The organism is Flavobacterium sp. IMCC34518 (assembly GCF_027111095.2).
GTDB lineage: Bacteria > Bacteroidota > Bacteroidia > Flavobacteriales > Flavobacteriaceae > Flavobacterium > Flavobacterium praedii.
In genome coordinates, this window is the sequence record NZ_CP114284.2 from 544,243 (window position 1) to 562,980 (window position 18,738).

Below are 18,738 nucleotides of genomic sequence, written 5' to 3' on the forward strand. Positions count from 1 at the left end.
TATTCAATAAAACCAAGCACTTAATCCTATTTTTAAAATTGAAAAACAAAACTATTCTTTCTTTAATATAGTTGATTAACACTTGATTTTATTGAATAATCCATCTTCACAACAAAGTTTCCTGCGAAGACTAAGTCAAAACAAGCGCAAAATAAAGTCCTGAAACTTTGTAGGAGGGAAGACCACTATTTCTTTTTACAATCTTTATATTTGGAGATTAATCCCAATCAATGAACAAAATATTCTGTCTTCTCTTTTTACTTTTTTGCACTTCCTTTTATTCCCAAACCAAACTTCTTTCCTGGAATCTGGAAAACTTTGGCAAATCAAAATCAAATCAAGAGATTGCATTTATTGCCAATATTATAAAAGACTACGATATTGTCACCATACAAGAAGTGGTCGCCGGAGAGGGTGGTGCACAAGGAGTGGCAAGGCTTGCCGATGAACTCAATCGAAAAGGCAATAAATGGGATTATCGAATAAGCGAACCCACATCTAGTAGTGCTTACAAAACAGAACGTTATGCTTTTCTTTGGAAAACCAGCAACCTAAAACTAAAAGGAAAACCGTGGTTGGAACACAAGTACCATCTTGAAATAGATCGCGAACCTTATTTTGCCACTTTTGAAATAAAAGGAAAATCCATAACGATTGCTACTTTTCATGCCATAACCAAAAGCAAACAACCCGAAACTGAGATAAAATATTTCAAGTTCTTGCCACAAGAATATCCAACTTTGAACCTGATATTTGTCGGAGATTTTAATTGTCCGCAATCGCATTCGGTTTTTACTCCTTTGAAGAAAATGGGCTATGCTCCTATTTTAGAAAATCAAAAAACATCTTTAAAGACAAAATGCAAAGGCATAAATTGTTTGGCTTCGGAATTTGACAATATGTTTTATAAAACCAATTCCATAAACTACATAAAATCTGGTGTGATTTTGTTTTATGAAAAATTTATTTCCTTAAAAGAAGCTCGAAAAATATCAGATCATCTTCCTATTTGGTTTGAATTTTCATTGAATTAAAAAGCCAACCGCAGATTCAGAGATCAGTTATAAAGTTTTGATTTTTAATTTGTAAATCTGCGTTAAAAAATTTAGAATCTGAAATGCAATTAGAAGATTTGAATTTATATTCTATGTTTTCTGTTTTTTCTTTCTAGCCGCGGGAAACAGAACATTATTCAAAATCAATCGATAACCGGGAGAATTGGGATGCAAATCCAAGACAGTTGCGGGATCGCCAACTTGGTGTTGAAAATCTTCGGGATCATGACCTCCATAAAAGGTGAACATTCCTTTCCCTTTTTCACCATGAATGTAGCGTGCTTCACCGTTGATTTCACAAGCCCCCATAATCAACACATTTGACTTTACTAATTCCGAGTCAAAAGCAGTGGTTTGTCCCATAAATCCTTTGACCAACTGAGTATGATTTTGACATAACATACTTGGAATAAAATCCCATTTGGCCGAAAATTCCATCAAGGTAAAATAATCTTTATCCATTGGTATTTTTCTTTTTAATGTCATATCAATATCCGAAAATTCATATTGCTCCGGTCTGCGTTCCAAAGTAAAATTCTTGAAAGCAAAAGTGCTATTAAAATTCAACTTGGATTGATAATTAGCTTCGCTAGGATCTCCATCAAACATAGATTCGCATATATCAACTCCATCTGCAGCCAAAGCAATATCAAAACTATCTGTGGCAGAACACATGGCAAACAAAAAACCTCCTCCGATGACGAAATCACGTATTTTTTTAGCTACAGCCCCTTTCTCCTGTGATACTTTCTCGTAGCCCAATTTTTTGGCTAATTCTTCGGCTTCTCTTTTTTGATCTATGTACCAAGGCACATTTTTATAAGCTCCATAAAATTTACCATATTGTCCTGTATAATCTTCATGATGCAAGTGCAACCAATCATACAACAGCAATTGATCACTCAAAACCTCTTCGTCATATATAGGTGTAAAAGGGATTTCAGCATAAGTCAAAACCAAGGTTACAGCATCATCCCAAGGTTGTTTGCCTTTAGGAGTATAAACGGCAACTTTGGGGGCTTTTTCCAAAATAACAGTTTCCATATTTTGGGAAGGGCTGGAAATTTCATTTAAAATTGCTGTTTCTTCAGCATCCGAAAGTATTTCAAAACTCACTCCACGTATTTGGCATTCTTTTCGAATATCCTCTGTATCTGGCAACAAAAAAGAACCCCCACGGTAATTGAGTAACCAGCTGGCTTTATAATTTTTGGCCAAACACCAATAGGTAATTCCGTAGGCTTTTAGATGATTTTGCTGAGTGGTTTCATCCATTGGCAACAAAATAAAGGAAGCCTTAGACGAAAAAGATAGTAGAAAAACAACTAAAAAAAGTAGACTTTTGCGTTTCATTTTGAGACTATTTTAAAGCAAAGATAATAGGAAGAATCTCTTTTCTCTTTTATAATCTTGCAAAGTACTCTTTTTTTATAAAATTCTTTTAAATATCTAAAGATACTATTGCGTTTTGAATGGCATAAACTACTAGTCCAGCAATATTCTTTGATTCGGTTTTTAGCAACAAATTATTTCGATGACCTTCAACAGTTCTTGGGCTAATAAATAATTTCTCTCCAATTTCAACAGTACTTTTTTGTTTACAAATGAGTTGCAAAACTTCTAATTCTCTTGAAGTTATAAAACCAGCATCTAAACTACTTTTTGATTTTTTATTTGTAATTAAATCATTTTGAATACTATTCATAACACTATCGGAGTAATAAAAACCTTTGGTTGCCACTTCATTAATAGTTTCAAATAACTCTTGGGGAGTTGCATTTTTAACCAAATAAGAAACGGCACCAACATCTATCATGTTCGCAATAAATGATTTAGAATCATAACTTGTCAAAGCAATTATTTTTATATCCGAAAAGTCTCTGTGAATAATCTTTGTAGCCTCAATACCGTTTAACAAAGGCATTTTCAAATCCATGATTATAATATCAGGCTTTGGATTATTCCCTTTTAGAAAGTCTATCAATTCAACTCCATCAGAAGCTTCAAAAATAACATCAATATTTTCTTCTCTATCCAATAAAAAAGAAATGCCTTTTCGAAATAAAATTTCATCATCGGCCAAAACTATTTTAATTTTATTCATCATACTCTAGAAATTAAAAACGACCAAAATTCCATTATCCTTTTTCGACTCAATTGATAGCTTTCCATCCAAAACAGCTATTCTACTGGCAATATTTTTCATCCCAATTCCTTCACTATTATTTAGTTGATCTAAATTGAAACCCTTACCATTATCGGAATATCTACAGGTTTGTTTTCCATTCACTTCATCAAATAATATGGAAATTGTAGAAGCGCATCCATGCTGAATTGAATTTGATATTAACTCCTGCAAAATTCTAAAAACATGAATATGATTTCTATTTTCATTAAAATCAAATTTAAGGTTATTTACATATTCTATTTTAACTATCGACTCAGCATTCCATTCAGAACACAATTCCTCAATACCAGCATGAAGACCAAATTTTTCTAAAACAGGAGGAAGCAAGCTATGTGATATTTTCTTTGAACTGTTTAATACTTTTGAGGTATATTCAATTATATTTTTGGTAATTTCTTCAATATCCTTTTGTGGTAGGTTTGGAATTTTTAGCAAATGGCAATTTAGGGAAATGACATTTAATTTTGAACAAATATCATCATGCATTTCTTGGGCTATACGCTTTCTATCTGATTCAAGTGTTTGAATTACAGCAGACAATTGACTATTTTTCAGAAAAATATCTAAATTATCTAATTCTAATTTCATTTCCATATTTATTTTATTACAAGCATGACTAAAATAATTTCATAAACCTATTATTGAAACAATAAATAAAGTTAGCTCCTGTATATTTATGAATTAAAATTCTCCTGTTTAATCCAAATATATGCATTTTATCGGATTTTTAAAACTTTAAACGACAAATATAATTATATTTAGCCATTTTCTTAATAATTTTAAAAATTATTTTTTAATACAACAAACATAATAAAAAAATTACTTCAGATCAGAATAAAAGTCATTAAATAACTGAATATCAGATTTATATAAAATTAAATTAAAAAAAAAGAGATTATCCTTTTTTGGGACAATCTCTTCTAAGTTAGATTTTTTTGAAATAAATATATTTAATTAAAATGGAACATCCCCATCATCATCGTCATGATTATTAAAATTACTTCCAAAAGCCTCATTAGCCGAAGGTAGATTTTTAGTAATAAAGGAACTTTCATCATGATTCATGCTCGAAGGTAAATCATCATATCCTCCACTATAATCCTCTAAATTATCAAATCGTCCTAGGTGTCCAATAAACTTCAAACGAACATTTTCGATTCCACCATTTCGGTGTTTAGCTATCATAATTTCGGCTTGACCAGCAGTTGGTGAGGCTTCGTCATCATCCCATTCGTCAATTTTGTAATATTCCGGACGGTATAAAAACGAAACAATATCAGCATCTTGTTCAATCGCACCCGATTCACGAAGATCCGAAAGCAATGGTCTTTTACTGGATCCACGCGTTTCAACAGCACGCGATAATTGAGATAGAGCAATTACAGGAACATTCAATTCCTTAGCCAAAGCTTTTAAATTTCGGGATATCGTAGAAATCTCTTGTTCTCTGTTTCCTCCTCCTTTACCGTTTCCTCCAGCAGTCATCAATTGCAAATAGTCGACAATAATGATTTTTATTCCGTGTTGCGAAACCAAACGTCTGGCTTTTGCTCTTAAATCAAAAATAGATAACGAAGGAGTATCGTCAATATAAAGTGGTGCTTTTTCTAAATTCTTAACTTTTGTACTTAGTTGCTCCCACTCGTGTTTTTCTAATTTCCCAGTACGCAACTTTTCAGAAGATAATCCAGTTTCAGAAGAAATTAATCGGGTTATCAATTGGACTGATGCCATCTCTAGTGAAAACAAAGCTACGGGATGTCCAAAATCTATAGCAATATTTCTGGCCATAGATAATACAAAAGCAGTTTTTCCCATAGCAGGTCTCGCTGCAATGATAATTAAGTCACTTGGTTGCCAGCCTGAAGTAAGTTTATCTAATTTATCAAAACCTGTAGCTACACCAGAAAGTCCTTCTTGTCCAGCAATTTCTTCGATACGTTTTTTGGCTTGTAATACTAAACTTTGAGCAGTTTCAGAACTTCGCTTAATATTTCCTTGTGTTACTTCATACAATTTAGACTCTGCTTTGTCCAACAAATCAAAAACATCAGCAGTCTCGTCATAAGAATCTTCGATAATTTCAGACGAAATTCGGATCAAACTTCGCTGAATAAATTTTTGCAGTATAATTCTGGAATGAAATTCAATATGAGCCGAAGAAGAAATTTTTTGGGTAAGTTGAATTAAATAAAAATCTCCACCAGCGAGATCCAATTTCGCATTTTTCCTTAATTGAGCCGAAACGGTCAATAAATCAATAGGTTGTGTATCCGTAAATAATTGAACTATGGCTTCAAAAATATATTTGTGTGCATCTTTATAAAATGCATCCGGTTGTAGGATATCAATAACCTCATCTACTCCTTTTTTGTCAATCATCATTGCCCCGAGCACAGCCTCTTCTAATTCTAATGCTTGTGGGGGTAATTTTCCTTTTTCTAGATTAATTATTGTTGTTTTATCTACCTTAATTGGGCTGATATTCTTGAAATTTTCCATATAGCGAAAGTAACTAAAATTCTAAAAAAAACACTATTGAGTTATTACTAAAAATTGTTTATAAGTACTTGTTTTTTGTTTATAACCAAAAAAAAATCCGAAACTATAAGGCTTCGGATTAAGTTATTGAAAATGAGATACTATTCTTTATATTCCCCCATTTTACAGTATTTATCCATTCTTTGAGCGATTAATTCTTCTGTTGATAAATCTTTGAGTTCATTATATCCTTTCATAATATATTGTTCCACTGTAGTAAAAGTAGTCTCTCTATCATAATGAGCTCCACCAAGAGGTTCTGGTATGATATCATCAACTAATTTTTGTTTTTTCATATCAGCAGAAGTCAATTTCAAAGCTTCGGCCGCTTGTTCTTTATAATCCCAACTTTTCCATAAAATAGAAGAGCAAGACTCCGGTGAAATTACAGAATACCAGGTGTTTTCAAGCATATAAACTCTATCTCCAACACCAATTCCTAATGCACCACCAGAAGCGCCTTCACCAACAATTACTGTTATAATAGGTACTTTTAATCGTACCATTTCAAAAATATTTCTTGCAATAGCTTCTCCTTGACCACGTTCTTCAGCCTCTAAACCTGGATAAGCACCAGGAGTATCAATTAAAGTAACAACTGGAATACCGAATTTCTCTGCCATTTTCATTAATCGCAATGCTTTTCTATATCCTTCTGGATTAGCCATACCAAAATTTCTATACTGACGTGTCTTAGTATTGAATCCTTTTTGTTGACCAACAATCATAAAAGATTGCCCACCAATTTTACCCAAACCACCAATCATGGCTTTATCATCTTTAAACCCTCTATCTCCATGTAGCTCTAGAAAAGTATCTCCGCAAAGTCCTCTTATGTGATCTAAAGTATAAGGTCTGCTTGGATGTCTGGATAACTGTACACGTTGCCAAGCAGTTAAGTTTTTATAAATTTGTTTTTTGGTATCTTCTAATTTTTTGTTGATTTGTTTACACGTATTGGTAACATCAACATCCGATTCTAAACCAATAACAACACATTTATCTAATTGTTCTTCAAGTTCTTTTATTGGAAGCTCAAAATCTAAATATTCCATAGGATTTGTGCGTATTTATTTTTGTTTTTAATTTTTCGATTTGGAACTGCAAATATAAAATTTAATATTGTTTTACCCTTATTTTTTATTCAAGAAGAAAAAAATATGTTTTACGAGTAAAAACAATTACAGATGATCTTCTTTTCTATAATGTTTTATAACGCCATTTAAAAGCACTGTAATTACAATAACTACTGCTCCAATATAAAATTCTGTACTCATTTTTTCTTTTCCTCCAATGATAAAAAATGCCAAAATAATGCCATAAACAGGCTCTAAATTAGTGGTTAACATTACCGTATAAGGAGACAATTGTCGCATTACTTTTACAGAAGCCGTAAAAGCATAAGCGGTACAAATAGAGGCTAAAATTAAAATCAAAATCCAATTTTTTGGAGACAATACAAAAAAGCTCTTAGTGAACGCTCCATGAAATATAAAATAGATTGATATAAAAATAAAGCCGGCCAAAAATTCATAAAATGAAATTACCGATGGATCATGATTTGCTATCAACTTTCCGTTCATCAAGGTAAATAGTACACCTAAAAGTATCGAAACCAATGCCAAAAGCATTCCGTTCCAATAATTAATCTCTACTTGCATAATCAATCCTAGTCCCCCAATAATGATTAATCCAAAAAATACTTCATACCAGAGTACTTTTCGACCATAAAACAAAGGTTCCAATAATGATGCAAAAAATGCTCCAAGAGAAAAAACAGACAAGGTTATGGAAACTGTTGAAACTTTTATAGCTTCAAAGAAGAAAATCCAATGTAAAGCGATTAAAAGACCAACTATAATGAACTGAAACAAAGATTTGGGAACAACTTTTAATGACTTCTTTTTAAAACCAATAAAAGCAAATAAAAATACGGCAGCGAACAGCATTCGATACCATACCAAAAATTCTGATTGAATGGTTATTAATGCCCCCAAAATAGCTGTAAAACCCCAGATAAAGACAATAAAATGTAAACTTAGGTAACTTCTTAAATTATCGTTTCGCATTTCGTAATAAGTAAACAGCTAATATTCCAAAAACTATGTTAGGTAACCAAACCGCTAAAAGTGGTGAAAAAGATGATTTTTCGGCTAATACTCCAAATATTTTATCAATAAAAACAAATGAAAATGCCACAGCTATTCCTATAGCCAAACTAGCACCCATCCCTCCTCTTCTCTTCATAGCTGAAACTGAAACGGCAATAATGGTCAATATAAATGCCGATACTGGCACACTGTATTTTTTATACAAAACAACTAAATACACATTAATATTAGAGGAACCTCGTTTTCTTTCTTTGTCGATAAATGAATTCAAATCGCCTAGACTTAAAGTTTCTGCAATGTAAACTACAGGCGCCAAATCCTCCAAATCAAAATTAAATTTCATCTTTTTTTCAGGCGATTTTTCTATCACATCACCTTCTGTACCAACAATTCTTTTGGTATAATCATACAAAGAATACGTTTTATCTTTTGGATTCCACTTGATTCTGCTAGCTGTAATTTTATATGCTAATTTTTCTTTTTCAAAGTGTTCCAACGAAAAATTAAAAGCCATTTTTGACTCATTATTAAAGCTGTTCACATAGATAAACTCTTTTTCACTAATTTGTCTGTACACATCAGTATTATCTCCTCGCATCAATTCCTTTCCATTATTCCTGAGATAAGTGTACCGGAAATTATTGTAGCCTTCACTGGACACAGGAATAACCCAAAATCCCATAAGCAAAACAATAAAAGATATAATTGAAGCACCAATAATATAAGGCCTCATGAAACGTGTAAACGAAATTCCTGAACTCAAAATGGCTATAATTTCGGTGTCATTTGCCAATTTTGAGGTAAACCAAATCACGGATATAAACAAGAATATCGGGAAAAGGTTATTCATAAAATAAATCGTAAAATGATAATAATAAATGGCGATTTTTAAAACCGGCACCTTATTCTCAATCATTTTATTGATTTTCTCCGATATGTCAATAATCATTCCAATAGGTGCAAATAACAAAAGCATCACTGCAAAAGTGCCTAAATATCTTTTTAAAATGTATTTGTCTATTATTGTCAAGCCCCCGAACCCCCGAAGGGAGAACTTGTCAAATGTCGTTTTAATCATATCAATATTTTTTTACCCATTAATAATTCCCCCTTCGGGGGTTAGGGGCTTTTACAATCTTTGGCTCATATTTTTCACCATCATTTCTTTCCATGGTTTAAAATCGCCTGCTAAGATATGTTTTCTAGCTTCACGAACCAACCACATATAGAATCCCAGATTGTGTATCGTAGCAATTTGTTTTCCCAAATATTCATTGGCAGCAAACAAATGACGTAAATAAGCCTTTGTATATTCTATATCTACAAAAGTATGCCCCATTTCATCAATTGGAGAAAAATCGGCTTCCCATTTTTTATTTTTGATATTAATCGTACCATTTGCCGTAAACAACATACCATTTCTGGCATTACGTGTAGGCATCACACAATCGAACATATCAATTCCAAGCGCGATATTTTCCAGTATATTAATAGGAGTTCCAACTCCCATCAAATAACGAGGTTTATCTTCGGGAAGGATTTCACAGACTACTTCGGTCATGGCGTACATTTCTTCGGCTGGTTCTCCTACCGAAAGTCCGCCTATGGCATTTCCTTGTTGGTTCGAATTGGCAATATATTCAGCCGATTGACGTCTTAAATCTTTATACGTACTTCCTTGAACAATTGGAAAAAAAGTTTGCTCATAACCATATTTCACAGGCACTTTCTCCAAGTGATTGATACAACGATCCAACCAACGGTGTGTCATGTGCATGGAGCGTTGGGCATAACGAAAATCACAAGGATAAGGCGTACATTCATCAAAAGCCATTATGATATCGGCCCCAATGGTACGTTGAATTTCCATCACATTCTCTGGTGTAAAAAAATGATACGAACCATCAATATGTGATTTAAACTTCACTCCTTCTTCTTTAATCTTTCTATTTGCAGATAACGAATACACTTGATATCCTCCTGAATCGGTCAAAATATTACGATCCCAATTCATAAATTTATGCAATCCTCCCGCTTTTTCAAGAATTTCGGTTTGTGGACGCAAGTATAAATGATAGGTATTTCCAAGAATAATATCAGGGTTTATTTCCTCTTTCAATTCCCGTTGATGCACTCCTTTTACCGAAGCTACGGTTCCAACAGGCATAAAAATTGGCGTTTCAATAACACCGTGATCTGTAGTAATACTTCCCGCACGAGCTTTCGATTGCGGATCTGTTTTTAATAAGTCAAACTTCATATAGGCTTTTTATCAGTGCGCAAAGATAGGTTAATTCGACAATTAGATAATTTAAAAATTAGATAATTTAATTATACCAGATTGTTTTGGGCGTGCCCTAAAGGTCAGGCTATCCGTTCCCAATCTTTTTTATCATTCCGCTATCGCTTCATGATAAAAAAGGATTTCCACTTCTATCCTTCACGCAAATCAGACTAACAAGAACATTTTTAAAAACAACAACTATATTACTGATTATCTTTAAATTAGAGGCGTAAAAAACAACAAATCCTTCAATATGCTAAAAAAATCCATTTTAATAGAAAACAAAACTTCCATTACTGCTAAAAATTTACAATTAGTAATTAAATCAGAAATTAGAGAAAGTACAATTCCCATTGAAGATATTGGGATTTTAGTACTAGACCACCAGGAAATTTACCTTAGTCTTCCCGCTATGAATTTATTGGTCGAAAATAATACTGCTATAATTATTTGTTCGAAAAATCATTTACCCAACGGAATGTTCCTCAACCTCAACAGCCATCATATACAGCAAGAAATTTTCAGAAACCAAATAGAAGCTTCTGCGCCACTAAAAAAGCAACTATGGCAGCATACTATTGTCGAAAAAATCACTAATCAGGGAATTTTATTAGAAACTATTTCTGGAAATAAAAATTCATTTGAATTTCTCGCTTCCAAAGTTCTAAGCGGAGACACTACCAATATGGAAGGCGTTGCAGCTCAGCAATATTGGAAAACTTTTTTTGACACTTATGATATCAATTTCAAAAGAGAACGTTTTGGTGATTACCCAAATAATTTCCTGAATTATGGATATGCTATTTTAAGAGCTGCAACCGCTAGGGCACTTTCTGGAAGTGGATTACTAAATACTCTTGGCATTCATCATAAAAGCAAATACAATGCTTTTGCACTTGCTGATGATATTATGGAACCTTTCCGTCCATTAGTAGATGAAAAAGTTTTTGAAATCATGCAAGCCTATGACGAGCAGGAATTAAACACCAAAATCAAATCCGAGCTGTTACAAGTTCTTACACGAACCGTTTATTTCAAGGAAGAAAAAAGTCCGTTGATGGTGGCATTACAAAAAACAGCCAGCTCTTTACAGCAATGCTATACTGGTGAACGGAAAAAGATAAAATATCCAAAATTATGGAACTAAATGCCTATCGAATTATGTGGCTATTTGTATTTTTTGATTTACCAACCGAAACCAAAAAAGACCGCAAAAATGCGTCTGGTTTTCGTAACAACTTGCTCAAAGATGGATTCTCGATGATGCAATACTCTGTATATGTACGCCATTGCGCCAGCAGCGAAAGTGCCGATGTACATGAAAAAAGAATTTATAAGCTTTTGCCTCCATTGGGCAAAGTGAGCGTTTTACGAATAACAGACAAACAATTTGGCAATATTCAAAATTTTTGGGGCAAAGCCGAAGTTCCCTCAGCACCTCAACCCACACAATTGGAATTGTTTTAATCGTAGAAACAAAAAAATGCCTCAATATTGGGTTATCAAACCAATAAAGAGGCCTTTTTTTATACGATATTTACTTTTAATACCATGAATATCAGAAGGTAACAAGCCAACTAATATCGTGTTTTCTAATCTTTAATCAAACCACAACTAGCCTTATCTCCAGTGTAGAGAGAGATACAATATCGTGTTTTCTAATCTTTAATCAAACCACAACAAAGCCAAATGCCTTTCCAGATGCTTTGCAAATATCGTGTTTTCTAATCTTTAATCAAACCACAACCTCCAAATCCTGCGCCAAGCGCATAAATGAAATATCGTGTTTTCTAATCTTTAATCAAACCACAACACAACATCATTTTTATTGATTTTTAGGTAAAATATCGTGTTTTCTAATCTTTAATCAAACCACAACTGTCCGCAGATTTAAGAGAGGTGATTAACAATATCGTGTTTTCTAATCTTTAATCAAACCACAACAGGTTACGTGGGACTTGTGTTTTTTAAGTAATATCGTGTTTTCTAATCTTTAATCAAACCACAACCAACTTATTTTTTGATTCCGCTTCATAAAATATCGTGTTTTCTAATCTTTAATCAAACCACAACCCATCAACAACATGAGTAATAGCAAAATAAAATATCGTGTTTTCTAATCTTTAATCAAACCACAACTAGTAATACTTCATTTCTATTTATTTCATTAATATCGTGTTTTCTAATCTTTAATCAAACCACAACCAAATAAACCACCAGCAGCAGCAGCAACTTAATATCGTGTTTTCTAATCTTTAATCAAACCACAACACGCGCAAGTTGGCGAATTTGAACGTTTAAAATATCGTGTTTTCTAATCTTTAATCAAACCACAACCGCTTCATAAAATTTTAATTCTTAAACTAGAATATCGTGTTTTCTAATCTTTAATCAAACCACAACTAGACACTAAGGCAGTAGAAGAAGAAGCTAAATATCGTGTTTTCTAATCTTTAATCAAACCACAACTGATGAATGGGAATTACTAAATATGCCATCAATATCGTGTTTTCTAATCTTTAATCAAACCACAACGCATCGGTTGATATTGGGTTATTTTCTTTTAATATCGTGTTTTCTAATCTTTAATCAAACCACAACTGTTTCTTTAAAAGAAGCTCCAGACGGTTCAATATCGTGTTTTCTAATCTTTAATCAAACCACAACCTGAACTAGATGCTTATGAGGCTCAATCAGAATATCGTGTTTTCTAATCTTTAATCAAACCACAACAATACTTTTACTCAAACAGACGAAATAATAAATATCGTGTTTTCTAATCTTTAATCAAACCACAACCTCCTGCACATACTTCTCGATTTTTCAGTTAATATCGTGTTTTCTAATCTTTAATCAAACCACAACAATTCAGGACATTTCTTTTGGTTTTGAAAGAATATCGTGTTTTCTAATCTTTAATCAAACCACAACCGGTTACACATCCTAGAGTTCCTCAAAGTTAATATCGTGTTTTCTAATCTTTAATCAAACCACAACATCAGATGGATTTCCAACTACATTATCTGAATATCGTGTTTTCTAATCTTTAATCAAACCACAACGGTAAAAGAACTTAACAAGCAGGTCCAAAAAATATCGTGTTTTCTAATCTTTAATCAAACCACAACTACGTTGTATGAATGCTGCCATTCTTTTTTAATATCGTGTTTTCTAATCTTTAATCAAACCACAACGCACATGAGTTTATTGTTTATGGTTGTAAAAATATCGTGTTTTCTAATCTTTAATCAAACCACAACTGTAAGTTTATCATTCATTTTATTAGTTTTAATATCGTGTTTTCTAATCTTTAATCAAACCACAACAAGAACGTTGACGGACAAACTAAAACATTTAATATCGTGTTTTCTAATCTTTAATCAAACCACAACAACAAAATCAAATAGGCGTAGTGAATCTAGAATATCGTGTTTTCTAATCTTTAATCAAACCACAACGGATGAAATGTTTGTAAGAGTAATATACACAATATCGTGTTTTCTAATCTTTAATCAAACCACAACAGAAAATGGACTTTATAAATATGATTTTAGAATATCGTGTTTTCTAATCTTTAATCAAACCACAACGAAATAAGCGAATCTTTAAAAACTATTAAAAATATCGTGTTTTCTAATCTTTAATCAAACCACAACTGCTGGATATAAAACCATAAAACTTTCTGAAATATCGTGTTTTCTAATCTTTAATCAAACCACAACTCCATTTGTCACCTTTATTTTTATAAGGGTAATATCGTGTTTTCTAATCTTTAATCAAACCACAACCCGAAAAGGTTTGGCAAAAAGTACAGGCGGAATATCGTGTTTTCTAATCTTTAATCAAACCACAACTACAAAAGCATTCATCACAATAGTAATAACAATATCGTGTTTTCTAATCTTTAATCAAACCACAACGATTCAAGGATATATTGATGCGGCCGTTGGAATATCGTGTTTTCTAATCTTTAATCAAACCACAACTTAAGAGAACTGCAAAATCTATTTCTAAACAATATCGTGTTTTCTAATCTTTAATCAAACCACAACTCCCAATCCCAATGGTGCTCATGTTTCATTAATATCGTGTTTTCTAATCTTTAATCAAACCACAACTATAAGATTATTTAGAAGAAAAGATCATATAATATCGTGTTTTCTAATCTTTAATCAAACCACAACTGCTATTACTTCTGGTCATTTTTATGTAAAAATATCGTGTTTTCTAATCTTTAATCAAACCACAACTACATCGATTCATTTGAAAGAAAAAGATATAATATCGTGTTTTCTAATCTTTAATCAAACCACAACAGGAACAAAATACAGCGACAAAAATTCTTAAATATCGTGTTTTCTAATCTTTAATCAAACCACAACTGTAAGTGCTGTTAAGTCAATATCACTTTTAATATCGTGTTTTCTAATCTTTAATCAAACCACAACTAATCTGTATAACGAACAATCATCTTTATTAATATCGTGTTTTCTAATCTTTAATCAAACCACAACTGAAAGCTACTGCATCCCTGCTGGGCGGATGCCATACCTTTCAGTTGTGGTTTGAGATGTTTAAGACAATGAAAAACTTATGTCAAAGAACTTTTTAAAAATTTTGTCTGCCAATGATTGCCATAATTTCAATTTCACTTCCATTGATTTTATAAAAAATGGTATCAACTCCGCAAACACAATATCTGTAACCTTTACGATATCGAAAAGCTTCTGGAAATAGAAAAGGATTTGAGGCTATTTTATCGAAGCAATCGTGCATCATTGCAAAGTATTTATCTGCTTGATTTAAACCAAACCTAGCTAATCCATATTCGTATATTCGTAACAAATCTTCTTTAGCTTTTTCGTTTAAATCGTAATTATACATTTAATTTTCTTTTGAATTCTGCTAACATTTCTTCTCTAGTTTGCTTTTTTGCAAAACCACTTTTTTCAGCAATATCCAACTTCATTCTCACAAATTCAACATACTCATCTCGCTCACGTGCTTGCTTGATAAAATAATTAACAGCTTCACTTTTACTAGTAAATTCTTCTTCTGCAACTTGTTTTTTTAACCATTCATCATTTTGCTTGGCTAAAGTGATACTTTGTCGTGTCATAACAATAATTTTAGTTGGTGTAAATTTACACCAAACTTTTAAAATAGAATTACATTTTGGAAAGTTTTCCTGAAACTGAAATTTTTACTTTTATAGCATTATTTGATATTATCCCCTTAACTCCCATTCTTTTTTCTTCCTCCTTGTTATTGACACTAGAAGTTAAAGCATATCTAAACGAATAATCATTTTGAGAAGTTTTTTGCACTCTATACAAATGCTCTTTTAATAAATCATAATCTGGATTTTCCCAATTGATTTCATCTTCATTTAAACCTAATAAAAACATATCGTTAATATGCAAAGCTGTAACTATTTCTTTCCCTTCAACTGGTAATTGATACATTGGAAACCCTTTGCTTTTTCTTTCTACAACTGTCCAAAAAGTAACCACTTCCTCTTTTAGATTTCCTTTTTCATCTTTATAAATAAGTACGTGATGATTGTTTCTAGGATTTACCCATTGATTTACATTGTCTTTTAGCTTTTCTGCTCCGCCAATATTCTCTTTCATTCTTACTTTCAAAATAGGAACTGGTGAACCATTTTTATTAGGCAAGAAAATTTGTGGTTGTTTCAAACCATTTTCATCAACAATAAAAAAAGTGTTTGCAGGAATAGCTCCTTTTACAAATCCGCCTAATTCTTGAATTCTTTTATAAATTAACTTTCTAATAGCTTCGTCAACTACTTTTTCTAGTTGTTTTTCGGTAGTTAAACTATCTATTGATTTTCTAACGTGAAATGCTTCTTCTCCATTAAAATTTCTTTTACCAAAAACAGTTTCTTTATGCAATTGTCCTCGCGCAGCAACTCCTTTGTTTATATGTATTTTTCCATTTTTCTCTACTTTAGTGTATCGAATAGTAATATCATTAGAGATACGTTTATGCGAAATCAATATTTTATCTACTGCTTTTTCTGCATCAAATCGGAAGGTTTCCCAGGGCATTGGAAAATCTTTTAAATCGTAGTTTCTATTGTAACGATTCCATTTTGACAATTCCTGCAAATAACTTGTTTTCCCGCAAGCCATAACCAAAGCATCAATAGCATGGTGACGATGATCTTCTCGGGTTTTAGCGTTTTCATCGTTCAAAACGGTATTCAAGCCCCATTTTTGACGCAAGTTGGCTGTCATTTGACCTGGTGAAACATTTACTTTCTTGCAAATTTGTGTCAAATAGGCTGAAGCTTCTTTACTTATAAATCGGGTGTCGTTTAATTGTCTTGAAGAAAAATCATCGTCAAATTTTTGCTGTACAAATCGTTTGAATTTTTGGTAAGCGTTTGGATGTTCCTTGGTATCCGAAAATAATTTTAATGTTCGTTCTTTACGAGCAATCCAATCTAACTCATCATTCCCGTAAAATTCAAAAGGTGTTTTATCTCCTTTACGTCTGTTTTCATCAGCATAACACAATGTTTTATTATTGAAACTATCGTTTAACGAACGGCTCCAAGGATGAATATGTTCTATCTGGACTTCACCTGTAAAAAGTTTAGCAATCGGAATTATCACACCTGTATAAGGACACGTTTGTTTACACTCTTCCCAAAGCTTGAATTTCAAAATGTTATCATGTGAAACTCTAGTATATTTTTCTACTTCGGTTTTCACCCTGTCATTTTCTCGTTCTAATCGTTTTTGATCTCTACGAATTTTATTTCGTTGCGATATGGATATTTTCAAATCACGAGCCATTTCTACTTTTATCTCGTCGAGTTCTCCGTGTTCATCGATTAATTCATTGACTAATTTTCGCAACTCAAATAAAGCAGTGATTACAATTGGATTTCTAATGGCTTGTATTTCCTTGTCGGCATCTTTGCCAATTGGCAATTTTTCTAATAATTCAGCAACATCAATTGTAGCCGAATGATGATAGAGTTTCTTTAATTGTTTGTCATTGAATTGAAATTCTTTTCGAAGTAGATCTTTAATTGTATCTATAAACCCACCTGAAATTTTAGACCTAACAATCCCTTCAACATTATCAATTAAATCTAATTGTTTTTGATTGTTTTCTGCTGTATCATTTTGCCATTTATCTCCAAAAGTATTTTTTATTCCACCCATGACCACCGCAACATCATACGTATATCCTTGTTGTAGAAAAGGTAATATATTGCCAATAGCTTTTCGGCTCAAACTAGCATAACCGTCTTTTACATTAAACTTTGAAATTGCAATTGCTTGTTCTTCGCTAAAATTCCAATTCTTAATAGCATAGTCTTTAAGATTTGATTTACTGTCAAAAAAATACAAAACGTGCCAAATATCTTCCTGCTCTTTTTCGGTAAAATCAAACCATTTTTTTCCAAAGAATTTTTTATTCGATAAATTAGAAATGGTATGTGTACCAACAATTTTATCGTCGTCTTTATAATTGAATTTGTATTCGGCACTTTCTTTACCAATCGCTTTACGCAGTTTTTTAAATTCAATTTTATCTGATAAAAGTAATTGCTCAATCAGTTTATCTTTTTCTAATTGAGATATTTTCTTTCCATTATATTCAATCGTATTTACCCATTGATAAATTCTAAACATTTCAACAGGAATTGCACTTATTGGACATTTAGTCTTTGTAGGTTCAAAAGAACAATTACCTACCAAATGTTTTTGAGAACGCAAAGGTCGTTGATGAAATAAAATCCCGTCTTCTTTGTAACCATCTAATTTTCTTCCTCCAAAAACTGTTTTTAAATCCTCATTTAAAACCGAATGAAATTGTGCTTGTTTATCCCAAATCAATTCAAATTCATCAACATACATTTTTCGGGTTGTGTATCTATTTCTGATTCTTTCTAATCCATTTTGAAAAGGTTGATTTTCTTTTGGATATATTTCATACAAATAAGAACCTAATGTTTTACCTTCAATACTTTCTAGAGTGTCATCAATCCCTATTTTACCTTCCTTAGCGTTTCCTTTAAAAATTGCTCCGTCATCGCTTCCTCCTTTTCTGCTATTACTAAGAAAACCTCTTCTTTGAATTAAATGGTAAAATATTCTACCAATCTCTTCTAAAGACAACTTCTCACTCAATGCTTTTTGACGCAATTCATAAGGATTCATTGCAAACCAAGTAGCTAATTTTTCAGATGGAAATTGTTTGGTTTTCTTCCAATCTTCAAAATCTTTCGCATCCATTCGACACATATTGCTTTCTGAAAGTGATTTTAGCAATACTTTCTTTCTTAATCTCCTTCTAAAGAATTGACGTCGAACACCTCTTGCTCCTGTTCGGCTTGCATTTTTAGACATTTCATTATCTCCATCGCCCAAATTTTCAACACCCATTGGAAAAATTCTACTTCCTATGCCTAAAATTTTATTTAATTTATCATCAATTAATGCCCACCCAATAGAGTTAGTCCCCAAATCTAATCCTAATATTTTTGCCATATCAATCTGTATTTTTAAAAGTTTTTAA

General features: G+C 32.2%; 14 protein-coding genes and 1 CRISPR repeat array. Of the genes, 3 read left to right on the forward strand and 11 right to left on the reverse strand.

The window, feature by feature from the left end:
* Positions 1-230 precede the first annotated feature (230 nt).
* Positions 231-1,034: an endonuclease/exonuclease/phosphatase family protein gene (locus OZP06_RS02260; RefSeq protein WP_269223503.1), complete on the forward strand. Its 804-nt coding sequence runs from the start codon at positions 231-233 to the stop codon at positions 1,032-1,034.
* 111 nt (positions 1,035-1,145) lie between these two features.
* Here OZP06_RS02260 and OZP06_RS02265 read toward each other — a convergent pair whose 3' ends face one another.
* The 8 genes from OZP06_RS02265 to tgt form a co-directional block, all read right to left on the reverse strand.
* The gene (locus tag OZP06_RS02265; protein WP_281324181.1) at positions 1,146-2,408 is read right to left on the reverse strand and encodes an asparagine synthetase B; all 1,263 of its coding nucleotides are present in this window, start codon (positions 2,406-2,408) and stop codon (positions 1,146-1,148) included.
* 88 nt (positions 2,409-2,496) lie between these two features.
* Positions 2,497-3,162: a response regulator transcription factor gene (locus OZP06_RS02270; RefSeq protein WP_269223505.1), complete on the reverse strand. Its 666-nt coding sequence runs from the start codon at positions 3,160-3,162 to the stop codon at positions 2,497-2,499.
* 3 nt (positions 3,163-3,165) lie between these two features.
* Positions 3,166-3,831: an ATP-binding protein gene (locus OZP06_RS02275; RefSeq protein ID WP_269223506.1), complete on the reverse strand. Its 666-nt coding sequence runs from the start codon at positions 3,829-3,831 to the stop codon at positions 3,166-3,168.
* 366 nt (positions 3,832-4,197) lie between these two features.
* Positions 4,198-5,745: a replicative DNA helicase gene (gene dnaB, locus OZP06_RS02280; RefSeq protein WP_269223507.1), complete on the reverse strand. Its 1,548-nt coding sequence runs from the start codon at positions 5,743-5,745 to the stop codon at positions 4,198-4,200.
* A 140-nt stretch (positions 5,746-5,885) separates the two neighbouring features.
* The gene (locus tag OZP06_RS02285) at positions 5,886-6,839 is read right to left on the reverse strand and encodes an acetyl-CoA carboxylase carboxyltransferase subunit alpha (RefSeq protein WP_281239116.1); all 954 of its coding nucleotides are present in this window, start codon (positions 6,837-6,839) and stop codon (positions 5,886-5,888) included.
* A 126-nt stretch (positions 6,840-6,965) separates the two neighbouring features.
* Positions 6,966-7,853 (reverse strand): DMT family transporter, encoded by an 888-nt coding sequence (locus tag OZP06_RS02290; protein WP_269223508.1) that lies wholly within the window; start codon positions 7,851-7,853, stop codon positions 6,966-6,968.
* On the reverse strand, positions 7,840-8,973 hold the full coding sequence (locus OZP06_RS02295) for an LptF/LptG family permease (protein ID WP_281324182.1): 1,134 nt from the start codon (positions 8,971-8,973) through the stop codon (positions 7,840-7,842). The genes OZP06_RS02290 and OZP06_RS02295 overlap by 14 nt, the downstream gene beginning before the upstream one ends.
* Before the next feature lie 51 nt (positions 8,974-9,024).
* Positions 9,025-10,155, reverse strand: a complete 1,131-nt coding sequence (gene tgt / locus OZP06_RS02300) for a tRNA guanosine(34) transglycosylase Tgt (RefSeq protein WP_269223509.1) — start codon at positions 10,153-10,155, stop codon at positions 9,025-9,027.
* 277 nt (positions 10,156-10,432) lie between these two features.
* Here tgt and cas1 point away from each other — a divergent pair, with 277 nt between their 5' ends.
* Positions 10,433-11,326, forward strand: coding sequence for a type II CRISPR-associated endonuclease Cas1 (gene cas1, locus OZP06_RS02305; RefSeq protein ID WP_269223510.1), 894 nt, complete (start codon positions 10,433-10,435; stop codon positions 11,324-11,326).
* Positions 11,317-11,646, forward strand: a complete 330-nt coding sequence (gene cas2 / locus OZP06_RS02310) for a CRISPR-associated endonuclease Cas2 (RefSeq protein ID WP_269223511.1) — start codon at positions 11,317-11,319, stop codon at positions 11,644-11,646. Before cas1 ends, cas2 begins: the two co-directional genes overlap by 10 nt.
* A gap of 112 nt (positions 11,647-11,758) precedes the next feature.
* A CRISPR array of direct repeats spans positions 11,759-14,693; the repeat unit is 36 nt; unit sequence AATATCGTGTTTTCTAATCTTTAATCAAACCACAAC.
* A 94-nt stretch (positions 14,694-14,787) separates the two neighbouring features.
* On the opposite strand, the gene OZP06_RS02315 is transcribed toward cas2, so the two are convergent.
* Genes OZP06_RS02315 through cas9 form a run of 3 tightly spaced genes read right to left on the reverse strand, consistent with a single transcriptional unit; the run spans position 14,788 to position 18,710 of the window.
* Positions 14,788-15,063, reverse strand: coding sequence for a type II toxin-antitoxin system RelE/ParE family toxin (locus OZP06_RS02315; protein ID WP_269223512.1), 276 nt, complete (start codon positions 15,061-15,063; stop codon positions 14,788-14,790).
* Positions 15,056-15,298, reverse strand: a complete 243-nt coding sequence (locus OZP06_RS02320; RefSeq protein ID WP_269223513.1) for a CopG family transcriptional regulator — start codon at positions 15,296-15,298, stop codon at positions 15,056-15,058. Before OZP06_RS02320 ends, OZP06_RS02315 begins: the two co-directional genes overlap by 8 nt.
* A gap of 49 nt (positions 15,299-15,347) precedes the next feature.
* Positions 15,348-18,710, reverse strand: coding sequence for a type II CRISPR RNA-guided endonuclease Cas9 (cas9, locus tag OZP06_RS02325; protein ID WP_269223514.1), 3,363 nt, complete (start codon positions 18,708-18,710; stop codon positions 15,348-15,350).
* Positions 18,711-18,738 lie beyond the last annotated feature (28 nt).